This is a genomic window from Geodermatophilus sp. SYSU D01119 (genome assembly GCF_054049975.1).
Window position 1 is genome coordinate 17,960 of sequence record NZ_JBJGYL010000023.1, and the last position, 15,842, is coordinate 33,801.

Genomic DNA, 15,842 nt, shown 5'->3' on the forward strand with positions numbered 1-15,842 from the left:
AGCGGTCAGGACTCCAGCAGCCCCCGGGCCACCGACTCGCCGGAGTGCGCGGGGTCGCCGTCGAGGGGCTCCACGGAGACGTCGACGACGGGGTACTGACCGATGTCGACGCCCGGCGGCAGCTCGAACTCCTCCGTGCCGGCGCGGACCACCCCGAGCGGGATGAGCCCGGACACCGACTCGGTGAGCAGCCACGCCTCGTAGTAGCCCTCGGCCGGCGCGTCGGCGGCGAGCTCCACCCGCAGCACCCGCGTGCCGTCCTCGCGCTCGACGACCGAGGCGGTGCCGGTGGCGTCGCTGCCGGCCAGCGGGTCGAGCTGCGCGGCCGCGACGGCGACGCCCTCGTCCTCCCGGTCGGACAGCGCCACCGCGCCGGCCCCGACGCCGAGGCCCACGACCAGCGCCGCGGCGGCGGGCAGCAGCATCCGCGAGCGGCGCGGGCGCAGCGGCACCACCGGGGCGAGCGGCGGCTCGGGGGCGGCCGGCCCGGCAGCGGCCGGCCCCGCGGCGGCCGGCCCGGGGACGCGCGCCGGCGCCGGCGGGAGGGGGGCGAGCGGGACCGGTGGCGCGTCGGGCACCGGGCCGGCGGGCGGGGCCGACGCCGCGACGACCTGCGGGCGCGGGGCGCTCGTGACGCCGGTGGCCGCGGCGATAGCCGCCCACAGCGCGGGCGGGGGAGCGACCGGCGCCGTCGGCTCGGCCAGCTCGGGGACGGCGAGCACGTCGACGGCGCGGCGCAGCCGGCCCACCTCGTCGGCGCAGGAGGCGCAGCCGGCGAGGTGCTCGGCGGCGTCGGGGCCCAGCGGCTCGCGCAGCGCCGCCAGGCCCAGGTCCTCAGGCGTGCAGTGCGGCACCGTCCACCTCCAACCGGTTCCGCAGGCGCTCCAGGGTGCGCCGGATGTGGCTCTTGACCGTCCCCAGCGGCAGGCCGGTGCGCTCGGCGATCTGCGCGTGGGTGAGGTCGGCGAAGAACGCAAGCTCGATGATGCCGCGCTGGGGCTGCCCCAGGCGGTCCAGCTCGCCGAGCAGCAGCACGCGGTCGGCGACGGCGGCGTCGACCGGCTGGGGGCCGCCGGCCGGCTGGGCCTGCGCCTCGGCGAGCGCGGCCTCGGCGGCGCGGCGCTGCCGGTCCCGCCTCGCCCAGGTGTCGGCGATCTTGTGGCGGCAGACGCCGGTGAGCCACGCGGGCAGCGGGCCCTGGTCGGGGCGGTAGCCCGCTCGGCCGGTCCAGGCGGAGACGAAGGTCTGCTGGGTGACGTCCTCGGCGTCGGGGCCGGGGCCGAACGCGCGCACCGCCATCCCGTGCACGCGGGCCGCCCAGCGCTCGTAGGCCCAGGCCAGCGCCTGCTCGTCGCCCGCGGCGAAGCGGCGCCCGACCTCGTCGTCGTCGGGCTCCGCCGCGCCCGCGGGCGCCGGCTCGGCCTCGGTGGTCACGTCGCCGACCCTAGGCGACCACCGGCCCGTCCGGGGCTCGAGCAGGCCGGTCACGGCGCCGGCTCCGCCACGACGACGAGGTTGTCGCGGTACCCGCCGACGTCGGGGAGGAACGGTCCGCCGCAGGTGACGAGGGTCAGCCGGGGCGGACCGTCGCGGCGGAACAGGTCGTCGACCGGCAGCGCGCCCTTGTCGAGCAGCTCCCGGCCGAGGACCCGCCAGCGCGTGACGGTCCCGGCGGCGTCGGTGACCAGCACCTCGTCGCCGGGCTCGGCCGCGCGCAGGGCCGCGAGTGCGCCGAGGCCCTGCTCGACGTCGTCGACGTGCCCGGCGACCACCGCCGAGCCCGGCGCGCCCGGTGCCGGCCCGAAGCGGTACCAGCCGGCGCGGTCGACGTCGTCGGGGATGGCCATCTGCCCGTTGGGAGCGGCGCCCACCGGGTCGACCGGGACGTCGAGGCCGCGGGCGGGCACCTCCAGCCGCACCGGCGGCACCACCCGGGCGGCGGGGACCGGCGCGGCGTCACGGGTGGTCACCTGCGGCACGGCCGACGACGGCGGGGGAGCGGGCGCCGGCGTCGGGGGAGGGGTCGCGGCGAGGGCCTGCTGGACGGGTGCGCCCGCCGCCGCCGGGGGCCGGGTCAGCCCCCACGCGGTGGGCACGCCCACGGCGAGGGCCAGGCCCAGGGCCACGCCGGCGGCAGCGGGTCGCACGGCCGTCAGGCCCGCGTCGTGGCGAGCCGGCGGGCGGCCAGTCCGGCGCCGACCAGGCCCAGGGCGGACAGGCCGAGCAGCGGCGTCGGCAGGCCCTCGTCGTCGGCGAGGCCGGCGCTGCCGCCGGGGACGCCGGACGGCGAGGAGTGACCACCGCTGATCGTCTGGACGGCGAGCTCGTAGCCGGCCTCCTCGGAGCCCCACGCGTAGACGATCGTGGTGGCGCCCTCGGCGACCTCGAGGTCGGCCGGGCCGATGGCGACCGTCGAGGTGCCGGCCAGGACGACGTCGGCGCTCACGGTGCCCGCCGGGACCTCGAGCGACGCCTCGTTCGGGTTGCCCAGGTTCGGCACGACCACCTGGCCGCCGGCGCGGACGTCGACGGCGGGGGCGGCGGCGGTGTGCCGGACGGTGACCCGGCCCTGGCCCGCCGGCACCTCGGAGGTGTCGTTGACGAACGGGGTGAGCGCCGGCTGGCCCTCGGCGGTCAGGTGGGCGACCACGGTGGCGTCGGCGCCGGCCGGCACCGCGACGTCGTTCGCCGACAGCAGCGGCGAGCCGGAGCCGTCGGGGGCGTCGGCGGGGAAGAGCGCCAGGTCGTAGGAGCCGGCCGGGAGCGACAGCGGGTCGGTCAGCGTGCCGGGCTGGAAGTCGTCGATGAGCCGCTCGCCGTTGGCGTAGACGTCCACCGGGGTGTCCGGGACGGCGTGCAGCACGGAGACGGTGGCGGTGTCGGCGGCCGAGGCGGGTGCGACGCCGAGCGCCAGCAGTGCGCCGGTACCGGCGACGGTGGCGATGCCGAGGGTGCGGGTGCGGGTCACGGGGTCCTCCGGGGTCCGGGGTTGCTGACACCCCCTCTTCCGGCGTCCTCCCAGGTCCGGATGCAGCCCGCGTCACCCGAGCGGGGAACGGGAGCCGATGGCGCTACGAGGGCCCTCCCGGGACCGACAGCGACACCCCGAAGTCGCCGGCCGGGTCGGTCCACCAGTGCGTCATCGCGAGCCCGGCCGCGGCCAGCTCGGCCTCGACGCCCTCGCGGCGGAACTTCGCCGACACCTCGGTGCGCAGGTCCTCGCCCGCGGCGAACGGCACCTCCAGCCCCAGCGCCGGCACCGCCACCACCTGGTCGGACCGCGCGCGCAGCCGCATCTCGATCCACTCGGCGTCGGGGTCCCACAGCGCCACGTGCTCGAACGCGTCGGGGTCCACCTCGGCGCCCAGCTCCCGCCGGAGCACCGCCAGCACGTTGCGGTTGAACTCGGCGGTCACCCCGGCGGCGTCGTCGTAGGCGCGCACCAGCCGCGCCGGGTCCTTCACCAGGTCGGTGCCGAGGAGGAAGGAGTCGCCCGGCCGCAGCGTGGCGGCGAGGTCGCGCAGGAAGTCCGCGCGGGGGCCGGGCTCGAGGTTGCCGATCGTGGAGCCGAGGAAGGCCACCAGCCGCCGGCCGGTACGGGGCAGGCGGGCCAGGTCGCGGGTGAGGTCGCCGACCAGCGGCTCGACGACGACGCCCGGGTACTCGTCGCGGATCGCCGCGCCGGCCGCCGCCAGCACGGACGGGTCGACGTCGACCGGCACGAACCGGCGCAGCGTCCCGGCTCGCGCGAGCGCCGTGAGCAGCAGCCGCGTCTTCTCCGAGGTGCCGCTGCCGAGCTCCACCAGCACGTCGGCGCCCGACGCCGCCGCGACGTCACCGGCGTGCGCCTCGAGCACCGCCCGCTCGGCGCGGGTGGGGTAGTACTCGGGCAGCCGGGTGATCTCGTCGAACAGCTCGCTGCCGCGGGCGTCGTAGAACCAGCGCGGCGGCAGCGACCTCGGCGTCGAGGTGAGCCCGGCCCGCACGTCGGCGGCGAGCGCGGCGGCGTCGTCGGGGCCCAGGCGGTCCTGCGTGTCGGTCACGGAGCTCCTCTGCTGGGGCGGTCGAGGGAGGTCACGGTGAGGCCGTCGGGGGTCACCGCGACCAGCGAGCGGTCGGGGAGGTCGGTCCACGCGGGGTCGTCGTCCCACGGCTCGCTGGCCAGCGCCGTCCCCTCGTCGGTGACCAGCGCCGACAGCGTGTCGCCCCAGGTGGTGGCCAGCAGCCGGGTGCCGTCGGCGGCGAGCAGGTTCAGCCGGGCGGCGGGGTCGGCGGCGCCCACCTCCCGGACGACGTCCCCGAGCGCCTCGGGCCCGCGGGCGAACACCAGCGCGGCGAGGAGCGCGCTGTCGACGGTGGACTCGGCGTCGCGCACGGCGGGGAGCACCGCCCGGTCGACCCGGCCGTTGTGCGACAGCAGCCACCGGCCGTCGGTGAACGGCGCCGCCGCGCTCTCCTCCAGCGGCATGCCCACGGTCGCCGAGCGGACGGCGGCCACCACGCACGTCGACCGCAGCACCGGCGCCACGGAGGCGAACGACGGGTCGCCCCACAGCGGGCGGGCCGAGCGCCACCGCGCCGGGCCCTCCCGGCCCTCCGCCCAGAAGCCCACGCCCCAGCCGTCGGCGTTGACCGTGCCGTACCGCTGCCGCCGCGGCGCCCACGACTGCACGAGTAGGGACGACGGCGGCTCGAGCACCAGCGACGCGAGCGACCGCGGGCGGCCGAGCCAGGCGAGGTGGCGGCACATCCCTACGCGTCCCAGGCCAGCCGGAAGCCGCTGAACACCTGCCGGCGCACCGGGTGGTCCCAGTTGCGGAAGCTCGGCCGCAGGATCGACGGCTGCACCGACCACGCGCCGCCGCGCAGCACCTTGTAGTCGCCGCCGAAGAAGGGCGCGGAGTAGTCGGCGTAGAGCATCGGGCGGAAGCCGGGCCAGGCGGTGAAGTCCGACGACGTCCACTCCCAGACGTCGCCGACCATCTGCTCGGCGCCGTACGGGGACGCCGACGCCGGGTAGGCGCCGGCGGGCGCGGGCCGCAGCGCGGTGCCGCCGAGGTTCGCCAGCGCCGGCGTCGGGTCGGCGTCACCCCACGGCCAGCGCCGCCGCCGTCCGGTGGCCGGGTCCCAGACGGCGGCCTTCTCCCACTCGGCCTCGGTGGGCAGCCGGGCGCCGGCCCAGGCGGCGTACGCCTCGGCCTCGAAGAACGTCACGTGCTGCACCGGCTCGTCGGGCGGCACCTCCTCCAGCACGCCGAAGCGGGTGCGCACCGTGCCGTCGGGGCTCCAGTTCCGCGGGCCGGTGAGCCCGGCCTCCTGCCGGTGCGCCCAGCCGCGCGCCGACCACCAGCGCGGGGTGTCGTAGCCGCCGTCGGCGACGAACGCGGCGTACTCGGCGTTGGTCACCGGCACCCGCCCGATGCGGAAGGCGGGGACGTCGACGACGTGCGCCGGCCGCTCGTTGTCCAGCGAGAACGGCTCGTCCCCGGCGTCGACGCCGAGCACGAACGGCCCGCCGGGGACGGCCACCGACGTCCCGGCCACGCCCGGCCGGCCCGGCGGCAGCGGGGTGCCGTCGCCGAGCAGCGGCGGGCCGGTGCGCAGGCCCAGGGTCTGCAGCATCGTCTCGGCGTGCTGGGCCTCGTGGCTCACCACCATGGCGACGTCGAACGGGTCGTCGTCCGCACCGGAGCGCTCGAGCCGGTCGAGCACCCGGCCACGCACCTCCCCGACGTAGGCGCGGGCCTCCACCGGCGGCAGCAGCGGCAGCCGGTCGCGCACCGCCCGGGGGTGGGTGAACGCGTCGTAGAGCGCCTCCACGGCGGGCGGCAGCAGGCCCGGCCGGGAGGCGTCGCCGCCGCGCAGCAGCCACAGGTCCTCCTGCTGGCCGACGTGCGCGAGGTCCCACACCAGCGGGCTCATCAGCGGGCTGTGCTGGCGCAGCAGCTCCGGGTCGTCGTGGTCGGTGAGCAGCAGGGTGCGCCGGCGGGCGGCCTCCAGCTCGCGGGCCAGGGCCTCGGGGGTGGCGGCGGTCGGGGCGGTCACGGCAGGTCCTCCGGGCCGACGGTGGGGAGGGAGGCGGTCAGCAGGGCGGCGGCGGGATCCGGAGGCAGCAGGTCGCCGGGGGAGCGGCCGGACCCCGCGAGCGCGGCGAGCGCCTCCACCTCGGGACGCAGCGCCGCGGGGACGGCCGCCAGCGCCGCGGCCAGGCAGGCCACCGCGGCGGTGCGCAGGGCGGGGTCGGCCAGCCCGTCGCGGGCGGCGCGGGTCCAGGCGCCGGCCACCGGCGCGGTCGCGTCGGCGGCGGCGTCGGCGGCCCGCGGGTCGTCGAGCAGGGCCGTGGTGACCGCGGCCAGCGCCGGCCACCACGGCTCGGGGGCGGCGTCGAGGTAGCGGACCTCCAGGTAGCCGCGCGGCCGGACCGGCGGGAACAGCGTGGACAGGTGGTAGTCGAGGTCGGCCGTCGTCGGCCGGCGCCCGCCCAGTGGCGCGGCGCCGGTGACCCAGTCGGCGAACCGCACCCGCGCGCGGACCGGCTCGGCCGCGCCCGTCGCCGGGTCGCGCACGAGCATCACCGGGGCGGCGAGCGCGTAGTCGGCCCACTCGCCGGCCGGGTCGGGACCGCCGAGCAGCGGACCGCAGCGGCGCTGGTCCAGCGCGCCCCACACCCGTTGCCGCGCCGAGCGCCAGCCGGTGGACCGCCCGCCGGCCAGCGGCGAGCACGCCGACAGCGCCACCAGCACCGGACCCACCCGGTGCGCCAGCGACACCCGCGCGCCCCAGCCCTCCCGCGGGCCGGCGTCCAGGTTGACCTGCAGCGACGCGGTCGCCGTCATCATCGCCGCGCCCGCCTCGCCGCAGCCCACCGCGGCGAAGTGCCGCTCCATCGCCCGGTACCGCGGGGCGGGGCTCACGCGCGCGGGCGGGCGCAGCGGGTCGGTGCCCAGCGGCGCGAGCGCCAGCCGGTCCGCGGCCAGCGCCGTGGCGAGCACCGCCCGGTCGGCGCGCAGTGCGGCCACGGCCGCGGCGGCGCCGGGCAGCGGCGGGCCGGACAGCTCCACCTGCCCGCCGGGCTCCAGGGTCACCCGCGACCCGCCCGGCAGCGGCGGCAACCCGGCGACGGCGGCGGTGACGCGCTCCCACGGCACCCGCTGCGCCGGCGCGTCGAGGTCGACCAGGTGCGCCTCGAGCTCCAGGCCGACGGTGCCCACGGGCCCCGGCCGCAGCGCGGCGGCGGTGACGGCCGTGACGGCGGCGTCCAGGTCGAGCTCGGTGCACTCCTCCACGACGGGCGCCACGGCGCCCACCCCCCTCCAGGTCCGGACCGGTCGCCGGGGCGACCGCGGGTCGGTGCGGGGGCGGCCTCCAGTGCGCGGCCGTCCTCGGCTCCCATCCAGTCACGCGACGGCCGCGGTGACAACCCCCTCCGGCGGCCGTCGTCGTGCCGTCTCCCCGCGTTCGTCGCACGATCGCCGGATGGATGTCCCGCGCGACCGCGACGTCGAGGGCCGGGCCCGCAACGCCCGCCCCCGGGACGCGCTCGGCCGGCCGCTCCCCCACGGCGCCGAGGGCGTCGAGCGGGCGCCGGAGGGCGTGCCCCGCACCCCGGACGAGGCGGTCGCGGAGGCCCAGGCGCTGCTCGACGCCGGCCGGCCCTTCCACGCCCACGAGGTGCTGGAGGACGCCTGGAAGGCCGCGCCGGAGGAGGAGCGGCAGCTCTGGCGCGGGCTGGCGCAGCTCGCCGTCGGGCTGACCCACGCCGCCCGGGGCAACGCGCGCGGGGCGGCGACGCTGGTGGAGCGCGGCGCGGGCAACGTCGCCCCGTACGCCGCCGCGCCGCCGCACGGCCTCGACGTCGCCGGGCTCCTCGCCTGGGCGCGCGGGCCGCTCGACCCGGACCGGCCGTTCCGCCTGCGCGCACCTGGCCCGCGCTCCTGAGCCCGGGCAGACTGCGGGCGGCGGGAGGAGGCCCCATGCGCAGCTACGAGGCGGCCACGCGGATCGACGCGGCGCCGGACGAGGTGTGGCGGCACCTGGTCGACGTCGGCAGCTGGCGGGACTGGGACTCCGGTGTCGACCGGGTCGAGGGCCGCGTCGCGCTCGGCGAGCGGCTGACCCTCTACGCCACGATGATCCGCAGCCGCCCGTTCGCGGTCACCGTCACCGAGCTGCGGCCGGGCGAGGCGATGCGCTGGCGCGGCGGGCTGCCGTTCGGGCTGGCGGTCATCGAGCGCACCTACACCCTCGACCGGCAGGACGGCGGTGGCACGGTGCTCACCGTCCGCGAGGACCAGACCGGCCCGCTGGCCTGGGTGACCGAGCGGGCGACGCCGGACCTCAACCCCTCGTTCCGCCAGTTCTGCGCGGGGCTCAAGGCGCGCGCCGAGCGGTCGGCCCAGCGCTCCGGCTGAGGCTCAGCAGAACTCGGCGAGCAGCGCCCGGGCGCGGGCGGCGAACGGCGCGAAGCCGAACAGGTCGCACAGCTCCAGCGCCCGCTCCAGCTCGGCCGCCGCGCCGGGCTCGCCGAGCAGACCGAGCACGCCGCCGCGGTAGAGCGCCGTCGGGCCGAGCACCGTCGTCCCGGCCCACAGCACCACCACCGTGTCGCCGTAGGTGCGCAGCGCCGACAGCACCGTGGCGGCGAGGTCGCGGGCGCGCAGCTCCAGGGCGACGTCGGCGAGCAGCACCGTGCGCACCGGCTCGCGGGCGCCGTGCGCGGGGAAGCCGAGCCACCGCTCGACGGCGGCGCGGGACGCCTCGTGCCGGCCGGCCTGCGCGTGCGCCTGGGCCAGGACCGCCAGCCAGCCCGGGTCCACCGTGGCGGCCAGGTCGACCACCTCCGGCACCAGGCCGGGCATCCGCCGCTCGTGCCAGGCGGCGATGCCCTCGATGGTCTGCCGGGACATGCGGGTGACGTCGGCGGCGGCCGGGGAGGTGGTGGGCGCGTCGGCGACGGCGGCGTCGGCCAGCCGGCGCGCGCCGTCGGCGTCGCCGCGGGCCAGCGCGAGGCCGGCCGACCACCAGGCGTCGAGCTGCAGCAGGTCGCCGTCGCCGCGGCGGGTGGCCAGCTCGGTGAACCGCCGGCTCACCACCGCCGCCTCCCCGGCCTCCGCGGTCTCGGTGAGCGCGCAGCGCAGCAGGTGCAGGGCGGTGGCCTCGGCCGCGGGGTCGCCGGCGGACTCGCGCAGCATCGTCCGGGCCAGCGCGACCCGGCTCGCGGCGTGCGCCGGCGTCCAGTCGGCGACGAACCGGGCCACCCGCGCGCGCGGGCGCGCGGCGGGGGAGTCGCCCGCCGCGGCGAGTGCCCGGTCGGCGAGCTCCCGCCCGCCGGGCTCGCCCGACGAGGACCGCTGCACCGCCAGCGCGGCCAGCACCGCCGAGGCCAGCGCGGGCGGCAGCTCGCCGGCCCGGGCGGCGGCCTCCTCCAGAAGCGCGACGTCGGTGGCGGCCGGCGCGCCCACCGACGCCCAGTAGCCACCCACCCCGCCCCCGGCCGAGGCGACGGCGGCGCGGGCCAGCCGGGCGGGGTCGTCGGCGGCGCGGGCCAGGCCGGCGGCGGTGCGCAGCTCGGCGCCGCTGTCCTCCAGCAGGCCCAGCCGGCGCAGCGCCTCGCCGCGCAGCAGGTGCAGGTCGGCGGCGAGCGCCGGGACGCCGGCCGGCACGTGCGCCAGCCCCCGCGCGGCGAGCGCGACCGCCTCGTCGACGCCGGCCCGGTCCAGCGCCTCGCCGGCCGCGCGCAGGCAGGCCCGGGCCGCGGGCTCGTCCGGCCCTCCGGCGGCGGCCTCGCTGCGGTGCACGGCGATGGCCCCCGCGGAGGTGGCCGCGGCGGGCCCGCTCTCCAGCGCGGCGGCGAGCCGGCCGTGGACGGCGGCGCGCTCGACCGGGCCGAGGTCGGCCAGCAGCACCTCGCGCACCAGGTCGTGCGCCACCCGGACGCGGCCGGGGATGGTCTCCAGCAGCAGGCCGGTGCGCAGGGCCGCCGTCACCCCGGCGGGGTCGCCGGAGCCCAGCGCCGCGCCGAGCAGCGCCAGCGACACCTCGCGGCCGGCGACGGCGGCGGTGGCCAGCACGCGCTGCGCGTCGGCGGGGAGTGCGGCCACCCGCAGCCGGACGACGTCGCGCACGCCCGCGGGGACGGCCGGGCCCGAGGTGGCCGGCAGCGCGGCGAGCTCGGTGACGAAGAACGGGTTGCCGCCGGTGCGCGCGGTGAGCGCGGCGGCGTCCTCGGCGGGGACGCCGCGCAGCTCCCCGACCAGGTCGGCCACCTCGTCGGCGGCCAGGCCGCCCAGGCGCAGCCGGCGGGCACCGGGCAGGCGGGCCGCGGCGCCGAGCACCCGCGACAGCCCCTCGTCGCCGGTGGCCTCCTCGCGGCAGGTGACGGCGAGCAGCACCCGGCTGCCGTGCAGCTGGGAGAGCACGACCTCGAGCACGTGCAGGGAGTCACGGTCGGCCCACTGCAGGTCGTCGAGGACGACGAGCAGCGGCGCGGCGGCCGCGAGCGCGTGCAGCCGGCGGGCGGTGTCGAGGCCGAGCGCGAAGCGGGCGCCGGTGTCGGTGCCGAGCGCCGCCTCCGGCAGGCCGCCGAGCACCTGCTGCCACGGCCAGTACGGCGGTGCCCCGCCGATCTCCGCGCAGCGGCCCCAGCGCACCGCCGCCCCGGCGCGGGCGGCGAAGGCCTCGACCAGCCGGGTCTTGCCGATGCCGGGCTCGCCGGTCACCACGACGGCGGTGCCGCGCCCGGCCGAGGCCGCCGACCACGCGGCGGCCAGGGCGGCCAGCTCGGCGGGCCGGCCGACGAAGCCGTCCGTGGCGGGCACCGGCGGGGCGGGCGCGGGCGGGGGAGGAGGTGCCGCCGCCCCGGGCGCGGGCGCCGACCCCGCGCCGAGCGCGGGGTCGTGGCGCAGCACCGCGGCCTCGAGGTCGCGCAGCTCGGTGGAGGGGTCGAGGCCGAGTTCGTCGGCGATCCGCTCGCGGACGCGGCGCAGCACGTCGAGGGCGTCGGCCTGCCGCCCCGCGCGGTACAGCGCCCGGGCCAGCAGGCCGGCGGTGCGCTCCCGCTGCGGGGACACCGCCACCGCCTCGGTGAGGCCGGGCACCAGCTCCGCGCCGCCGCCGAGGGCCAGCCGCGCCTCGGCCAGCCGCTCGACGGCGACCCGCCGCAGCTCCTCGAGCCGGGCGACCACCGGGACGACGTCGTCGACGTCCGCCACGTCGGCGTACGGGCGGTCCTGCCAGCGGGCGAGCGCCTCGGGCAGCAGCCGGGCGGCCTCCCGGTCGTCGCCGGCGGTGCCGGCGGCCACCAGGTCGGCGAAGGCGTGCGCGTCGACGGCGGCGCGCGGGAGGACCAGCGCGTACCCGTCGCCGCGGGTGACCAGGACGGCGGCGTCGCGGGCGCCGCGGCCGGGGTCGACCAGCCGGCGCAGGCGGCTGACGTGGCCCTGCAGGGTCGTCGTCCCGGTGGCCGGCGGGGCGCCGCGCCACAGCCGGTCGGCCAGCGCCGGCGCCGGGACGGCCCGGCCCTCGGCGGCCGCGAGCAGCGCCAGGACCTCGGCGGGCCGGCGCCCGCCGAGGTCCAGCTCGCTCCCGTCCCGGGTCAGCCGGGTCGGCCCGAGGACGTCCAGCCGCAGCTCCACGGCGCAGGAGGGTAGGTGCTCGGGCCCGGTCCCCGCGGTCAGCCGGCGACCGTGCCGCCGCCGGGCGCCCGCCGCAGCGGGGCGACCCGCCACCAGGCGAGCGCGGCCAGCAGCAGGGTGACCGCGCCCATGACGCCGGTCTCCGTGGAGAACCACTCGGTGGGCCCGCTGTCGGCCGTGAGCGGCGCGAGCACGTGGTAGAGCAGCGCGTTGAGCACCGCGTGCGCCAGCACGCCCGGCCAGATGCCCCAGCGCAGCTGCATGCCCGCCAGGACGGCGCCGAGCGAGGTGGTGCCCAGCGTGAGGCAGGCCAGCGCGAAGACCACCGGGACGCCCGCCGGCGCGCCGCCGACGAAGAGCACCAGCGGCCAGTGGAACAGCGACCACGCCAGCCCGCCGACCAGCACGACGGTGCGCGGACCGGCCACCTGCGCCAGCCGCTGCACCAGCAGGCCGCGCCAGCCGACGTCCTCGGCGAGGGCGAGCGCCACGTAGGGCAGCACCAGCACGGTCAGGCCGAGCGGCAGCATCGGCCCGACGGCGTCGGAGGCGAAGCCGGCCAGGCCGGTGACCCACAGCAGGACGCCGGCCGCCAGCGTGGGCAGCAGCGCCCACAGCCACGCGGTGCCGAGGCTGCGCAGCGACGTCCGGCGGAAGCCCCAGTCCGGCCGGCGCAGCGTCCCGACGGTGACCAGCCGGGCCACGACGGCGGCCAGCAGCGGGATCAGCGCCTGGCCGAACAGCAGCGCCTGGACCAGCGGCGGTGCCTCGTCGACACGGGTGACGTCGGCGCCGGCTGCCGCGGCGACCGACGTGGTGACGGTGAGCAGGGCGGCGACGACGCTGAGGAAGACGCCGATCTCCCGCCACGGGGACGGGCGGGCGGCGGATGCCGGTGCGGCGGCCGCCGCGGGGGTGGACAGCGAGGAGGTCATGGCGGTCACGCTCGGCGCCCGCCCTGGTCGACCGCTGGTCACCGGCTGGCGTGGCGCCGACCAGCGGCCCACCAGTGCGCGGGAGCACCGTGCGGCCATGGAGCCGATCGACGCCGTCCTCCCCGGCGCGCAGGTGCTGACCCTCCCGGCGGGCACCCCGGCGCACCGCTACCTCGCCCGCCGCGCCGACCTGGTGCTCGTCGTCCTCGACGGGGCGCCCGCGCTCGCCGTCGGGGCGGCCCCACCGCAGGCCCGCCCGGCCGGCTCGGTCGTCGTCTGCCCGCGGGGGGTGACCTGGTCGGTCGCCGGCGGCCCGGCGCCCGCCCGGCTGGCCGCCGTCGGCTTCCCGTCCGGGCCGGAGCGGACGCTGGCCGCGCTCGTGGGCCCGCCGCCCCTGGACGGCGCCGCCCTCGTGGCCGCCGCGGCCGACGGCGGCCTGGAGGTGGTGCTGGAGCCGCTCGGCCGGACGCCGTGACCACTGTGACCGGAACCACGTCCGGCCCGGACCGCGGTGCCACGATGGACCCGTGAGCACCGACACGGACACCGCTCCCTCCACCGCCACCGGCGACAGCGCTCCCGGTGAGCCGGCCGCCGCGCCCCGAGGGCCGGTCACCTCGGCGTCCTACTCGATCACCGTCCGGCTGACCGCCGACGGCGACCCCGCGTCCATCGGCCGGATCGCCACCGCGGTGGGCACGGCCGGCGGCGCGGTGACCGCGATCGACGTCGTCGACTCGCGCTCCGACGGGCTCACCGTCGACGTCACCTGCTCGGCCGCGGACGCCGCGCACTCCGAGGAGATGGTCGAGGCGCTGCGCGCCGTCCCCGGCGTGGCCGTGCGCAAGGTCAGCGACCGCACCTTCCTGCTGCACCTCGGCGGCAAGCTCGAGGTGGCCTCCCGGGTGCCGCTCAAGACCCGCGACGACCTGTCGATGGCCTACACGCCCGGCGTCGCACGGGTGTGCCTGGCGCTGGCCGAGCACCCCGAGGACGTGCGCCGGCTGACCATCAAGGGCAACACCGTCGCCGTCGTCACCGACGGCTCGGCCGTCCTCGGCCTCGGCGACCTCGGGCCCGGTGCGGCCCTGCCGGTGATGGAGGGCAAGGCGGCGCTGTTCAAGCGGTTCGCCGACATCGACGCCTGGCCGATCTGCCTGGACACCCAGGACGTCGACGAGATCGTGCGCACCGTGGAGCTCATCGCGCCCGGCTTCGGCGGGATCAACCTCGAGGACATCGCCGCGCCGCGCTGCTTCGAGATCGAGGCCCGGCTGCGCGAGCGGCTCGACGTCCCCGTCTTCCACGACGACCAGCACGGGACGGCGATCGTCGCGCTGGCGGCGCTGCGCAACGCCCTGCGCGTGGTGGACAAGCAGCTGCCCGACGTGCGGATCGTCGTCGCCGGGGCGGGCGCGGCCGGGACGGCGATCGTGCACCTGCTGCTGGAGGCCGGCGCCGGGCAGGTGCTCGTGTGGGACCGCGAGGGGATCCTCTCGCCCGACGACGACCGGCTGTCCCCGGCCAAGCTCGCGCTGGCGCAGCGGACCAACCCCGCGCGCACCCGCGGCGACCTGCCCGCCGCGCTCGTCGGCGCCGACGTCTTCATCGGGGTGAGCGCCGGCAACGTGCTGCCGGTCGAGGCGCTGGCCGGGATGGCCGAGCGCGCGGTGGTCTTCCCGATGGCCAACCCGACGCCGGAGGTCGACCCGGTGCGGGCGCGCCAGTACGCCGCCGTCGTCGCCTCGGGCCGGTCGGACCTGCCCAACCAGATCAACAACGTGCTGGCCTTCCCCGGGGTGTTCCGCGGCCTGCTCGACGCCCGCGCCACCGAGATCAGCACCGGCATGCTGCTGGCCGCGGCCCAGGCGCTGTCGGAGCTGGTGCGCGACGACCAGCTCAACGCCAACTACGTCATCCCGAGCGTCTTCGACCCGGCGGTCACGCCCGCGGTCGCCGCCGCCGTGGCCGACCAGGCGCGCGCCGAGCCGGGCGCGACCGCCCCCGTCACCGACCGGATGAGCACCCTGGGCGGCTGAGCCCGGGGGGCGGCGGAGTCGCCGGTCCCGACGAGTGGGGGCCGGAGGCTCCCGAGGGGACCCCGTCCCCCCCACCCCCGCCGGGTGCCGCCCGGTACGCCGCGACCGCGCAGGTGCCGAGCAGGAGCAGCCAGCCCCACAGCGGCAGCAGTCGCAGCAGCGTGTCGGGCAGCTCGGCGAGGTCCTCGAGGTGCCAGGCGTCCGGGGTGGCGAAGAGGTACACCCCCGCCCAGGCCGGCCAGGTCCGCACCAGGCTGCCCGGCAGCGCCACGGTGACCAGGAGCGGCAGCAGGTAGATGCCGTAGTTGGCCCACGTGAAGGACGACGCCAGCATCGTGCCGAGCATGAGCAGCGGTACGACCTCCAGCGCGGCCGTCGGACGCAGCCGCCGGCGCCACGCCACCCAGCAGGCGAGCACGAAGACGGCCAGCCGGAGGCCCACCGCGAGCCAGGGCGGCAGGTCCAGTTCGAGGGCGGCACCGTGGATCGACCGGTTGTAGGGGGCCAGTTCCTCGCGGTTGCCCCCCGCCAGCAGCGGCAGGACACCGGTGAAGAAGACCCCACGGTCGGGAACGGTCAGCAGTCCGAGACCGGTGAGCACCACGCCGCTGACACCGGCGGCGACGAGGGCGCGCGGCCGCCGGAGGACGACGAGGGCTAGCAGGACCGGTGCCAGGGTCGGCTTGACCGCGCACACCGCGCCGAGCAGCACCCCGGCCGGCAGGTCACGTCCCCGGAGCAGCAGGGCGATGACCGCCGCCTCGGCGAGCAGGAGGACGGTGTCGACGTTGCCCTGGCCCAGGAGCCCGACCAGCGGCCGGCTGTGGGCGAGGACCACGAGTGCCCCGGGGAGGACGGGGGAGCCGGCCCGCACGCCCACCAGGCGCAGCAGCAGGACCGTCGCGGCCACCGCGCAGGCCGCGCCCCCCACCACCACGACGACGACCGCGGAGCGGAAGGGCAGCAGGCCCAGCGGCGCCAGCAGCCAGCCGGCGAGCGGTGGGTAGATGAACTCCAGGTCCGTGTCGTAGAGCGGCCCGCCCGCGGCCAGGCTCGCTCCGCCGCGCCAGAGGATGGCGAGGTCGTGGGCGGGTCCCGTCGCCGAGCGGACGACGACGTGGAGCAGCGAGCCGACCGCCAGGGGCCACAGCACCGCCCGGAGCGGTCCTGTCCATGCCGCCGGCTCGCGCGGGCCGGGGGAGGGCGTCCGCGACCGCGGGGGAGGTGCCGGACGG

15 protein-coding genes are annotated in these 15,842 nt (G+C 79.0%); 4 read left to right on the plus strand and 11 right to left on the minus strand.

Annotated elements, in window-relative coordinates; all coding sequences use genetic code 11:
* Positions 1–5 precede the first annotated feature (5 nt).
* The 8 genes from ACI79X_RS16955 to egtA form a co-directional block, all read right to left on the minus strand.
* The gene (locus tag ACI79X_RS16955; protein WP_457026588.1) at positions 6–854 is read right to left on the minus strand and encodes an anti-sigma factor; all 849 of its coding nucleotides are present in this window, start codon (positions 852–854) and stop codon (positions 6–8) included.
* Complete coding sequence (locus tag ACI79X_RS16960) at positions 835–1,434, minus strand: RNA polymerase sigma factor (protein ID WP_457026589.1); 600 nt, start codon at positions 1,432–1,434, stop codon at positions 835–837. The genes ACI79X_RS16955 and ACI79X_RS16960 overlap by 20 nt, the downstream gene beginning before the upstream one ends.
* A 50-nt stretch (positions 1,435–1,484) precedes the next feature.
* Positions 1,485–2,147, minus strand: coding sequence for a class F sortase (locus ACI79X_RS16965; RefSeq protein ID WP_457026590.1), 663 nt, complete (start codon positions 2,145–2,147; stop codon positions 1,485–1,487).
* A gap of 5 nt (positions 2,148–2,152) precedes the next feature.
* Complete coding sequence (locus tag ACI79X_RS16970) at positions 2,153–2,968, minus strand: DUF4397 domain-containing protein (RefSeq protein WP_457026591.1); 816 nt, start codon at positions 2,966–2,968, stop codon at positions 2,153–2,155.
* Between the two features lie 103 nt (positions 2,969–3,071).
* Entirely contained in the window at positions 3,072–4,043 is a 972-nt protein-coding gene (egtD, locus tag ACI79X_RS16975) for an L-histidine N(alpha)-methyltransferase (protein ID WP_457026592.1), read from the minus strand.
* Positions 4,040–4,750 (minus strand): ergothioneine biosynthesis protein EgtC, encoded by a 711-nt coding sequence (gene egtC / locus ACI79X_RS16980; RefSeq protein WP_457026593.1) that lies wholly within the window; start codon positions 4,748–4,750, stop codon positions 4,040–4,042. Before egtC ends, egtD begins: the two co-directional genes overlap by 4 nt.
* A gap of 2 nt (positions 4,751–4,752) precedes the next feature.
* Positions 4,753–6,045 carry an ergothioneine biosynthesis protein EgtB gene (gene egtB / locus ACI79X_RS16985; RefSeq protein ID WP_457026594.1) on the minus strand — a complete coding sequence of 431 codons (1,293 nt, stop codon included), beginning with the start codon at positions 6,043–6,045 and terminating at the stop codon, positions 4,753–4,755.
* On the minus strand, positions 6,042–7,298 hold the full coding sequence (egtA, locus tag ACI79X_RS16990) for an ergothioneine biosynthesis glutamate--cysteine ligase EgtA (protein ID WP_457026595.1): 1,257 nt from the start codon (positions 7,296–7,298) through the stop codon (positions 6,042–6,044). Before egtA ends, egtB begins: the two co-directional genes overlap by 4 nt.
* 178 nt (positions 7,299–7,476) lie before the next feature.
* Here egtA and ACI79X_RS16995 point away from each other — a divergent pair, with 178 nt between their 5' ends.
* Both ACI79X_RS16995 and ACI79X_RS17000 read left to right on the plus strand, forming a co-directional pair.
* Positions 7,477–7,938, plus strand: a complete 462-nt coding sequence (locus ACI79X_RS16995) for a DUF309 domain-containing protein (protein ID WP_457026596.1) — start codon at positions 7,477–7,479, stop codon at positions 7,936–7,938.
* A 35-nt stretch (positions 7,939–7,973) separates the two neighbouring features.
* Entirely contained in the window at positions 7,974–8,411 is a 438-nt protein-coding gene (locus ACI79X_RS17000) for an SRPBCC domain-containing protein (protein ID WP_457026597.1), read from the plus strand.
* A 3-nt stretch (positions 8,412–8,414) separates the two neighbouring features.
* On the opposite strand, the gene ACI79X_RS17005 is transcribed toward ACI79X_RS17000, so the two are convergent.
* Positions 8,415–11,633 carry a BTAD domain-containing putative transcriptional regulator gene (locus ACI79X_RS17005; protein ID WP_457026598.1) on the minus strand — a complete coding sequence of 1,073 codons (3,219 nt, stop codon included), beginning with the start codon at positions 11,631–11,633 and terminating at the stop codon, positions 8,415–8,417.
* A 38-nt stretch (positions 11,634–11,671) separates the two neighbouring features.
* Positions 11,672–12,568, minus strand: a complete 897-nt coding sequence (locus tag ACI79X_RS17010; protein ID WP_457026599.1) for a CPBP family glutamic-type intramembrane protease — start codon at positions 12,566–12,568, stop codon at positions 11,672–11,674.
* Between ACI79X_RS17010 and ACI79X_RS17015 the strand changes: the two genes are divergently transcribed.
* Positions 12,567–13,043, plus strand: a complete 477-nt coding sequence (locus tag ACI79X_RS17015; protein WP_457026600.1) for a hypothetical protein — start codon at positions 12,567–12,569, stop codon at positions 13,041–13,043. The genes ACI79X_RS17010 and ACI79X_RS17015 overlap by 2 nt on opposite strands.
* A 52-nt stretch (positions 13,044–13,095) precedes the next feature.
* Entirely contained in the window at positions 13,096–14,607 is a 1,512-nt protein-coding gene (locus ACI79X_RS17020; protein WP_457026601.1) for a malic enzyme-like NAD(P)-binding protein, read from the plus strand.
* Here the strand turns inward: ACI79X_RS17020 and ACI79X_RS17025 are convergent.
* On the minus strand, positions 14,576–15,760 hold the full coding sequence (locus tag ACI79X_RS17025; protein ID WP_457026602.1) for a glycosyltransferase family 87 protein: 1,185 nt from the start codon (positions 15,758–15,760) through the stop codon (positions 14,576–14,578). The two genes, ACI79X_RS17020 and ACI79X_RS17025, sit on opposite strands and share 32 nt — an antisense overlap.
* Positions 15,761–15,842: the final 82 nt, after the last annotated feature.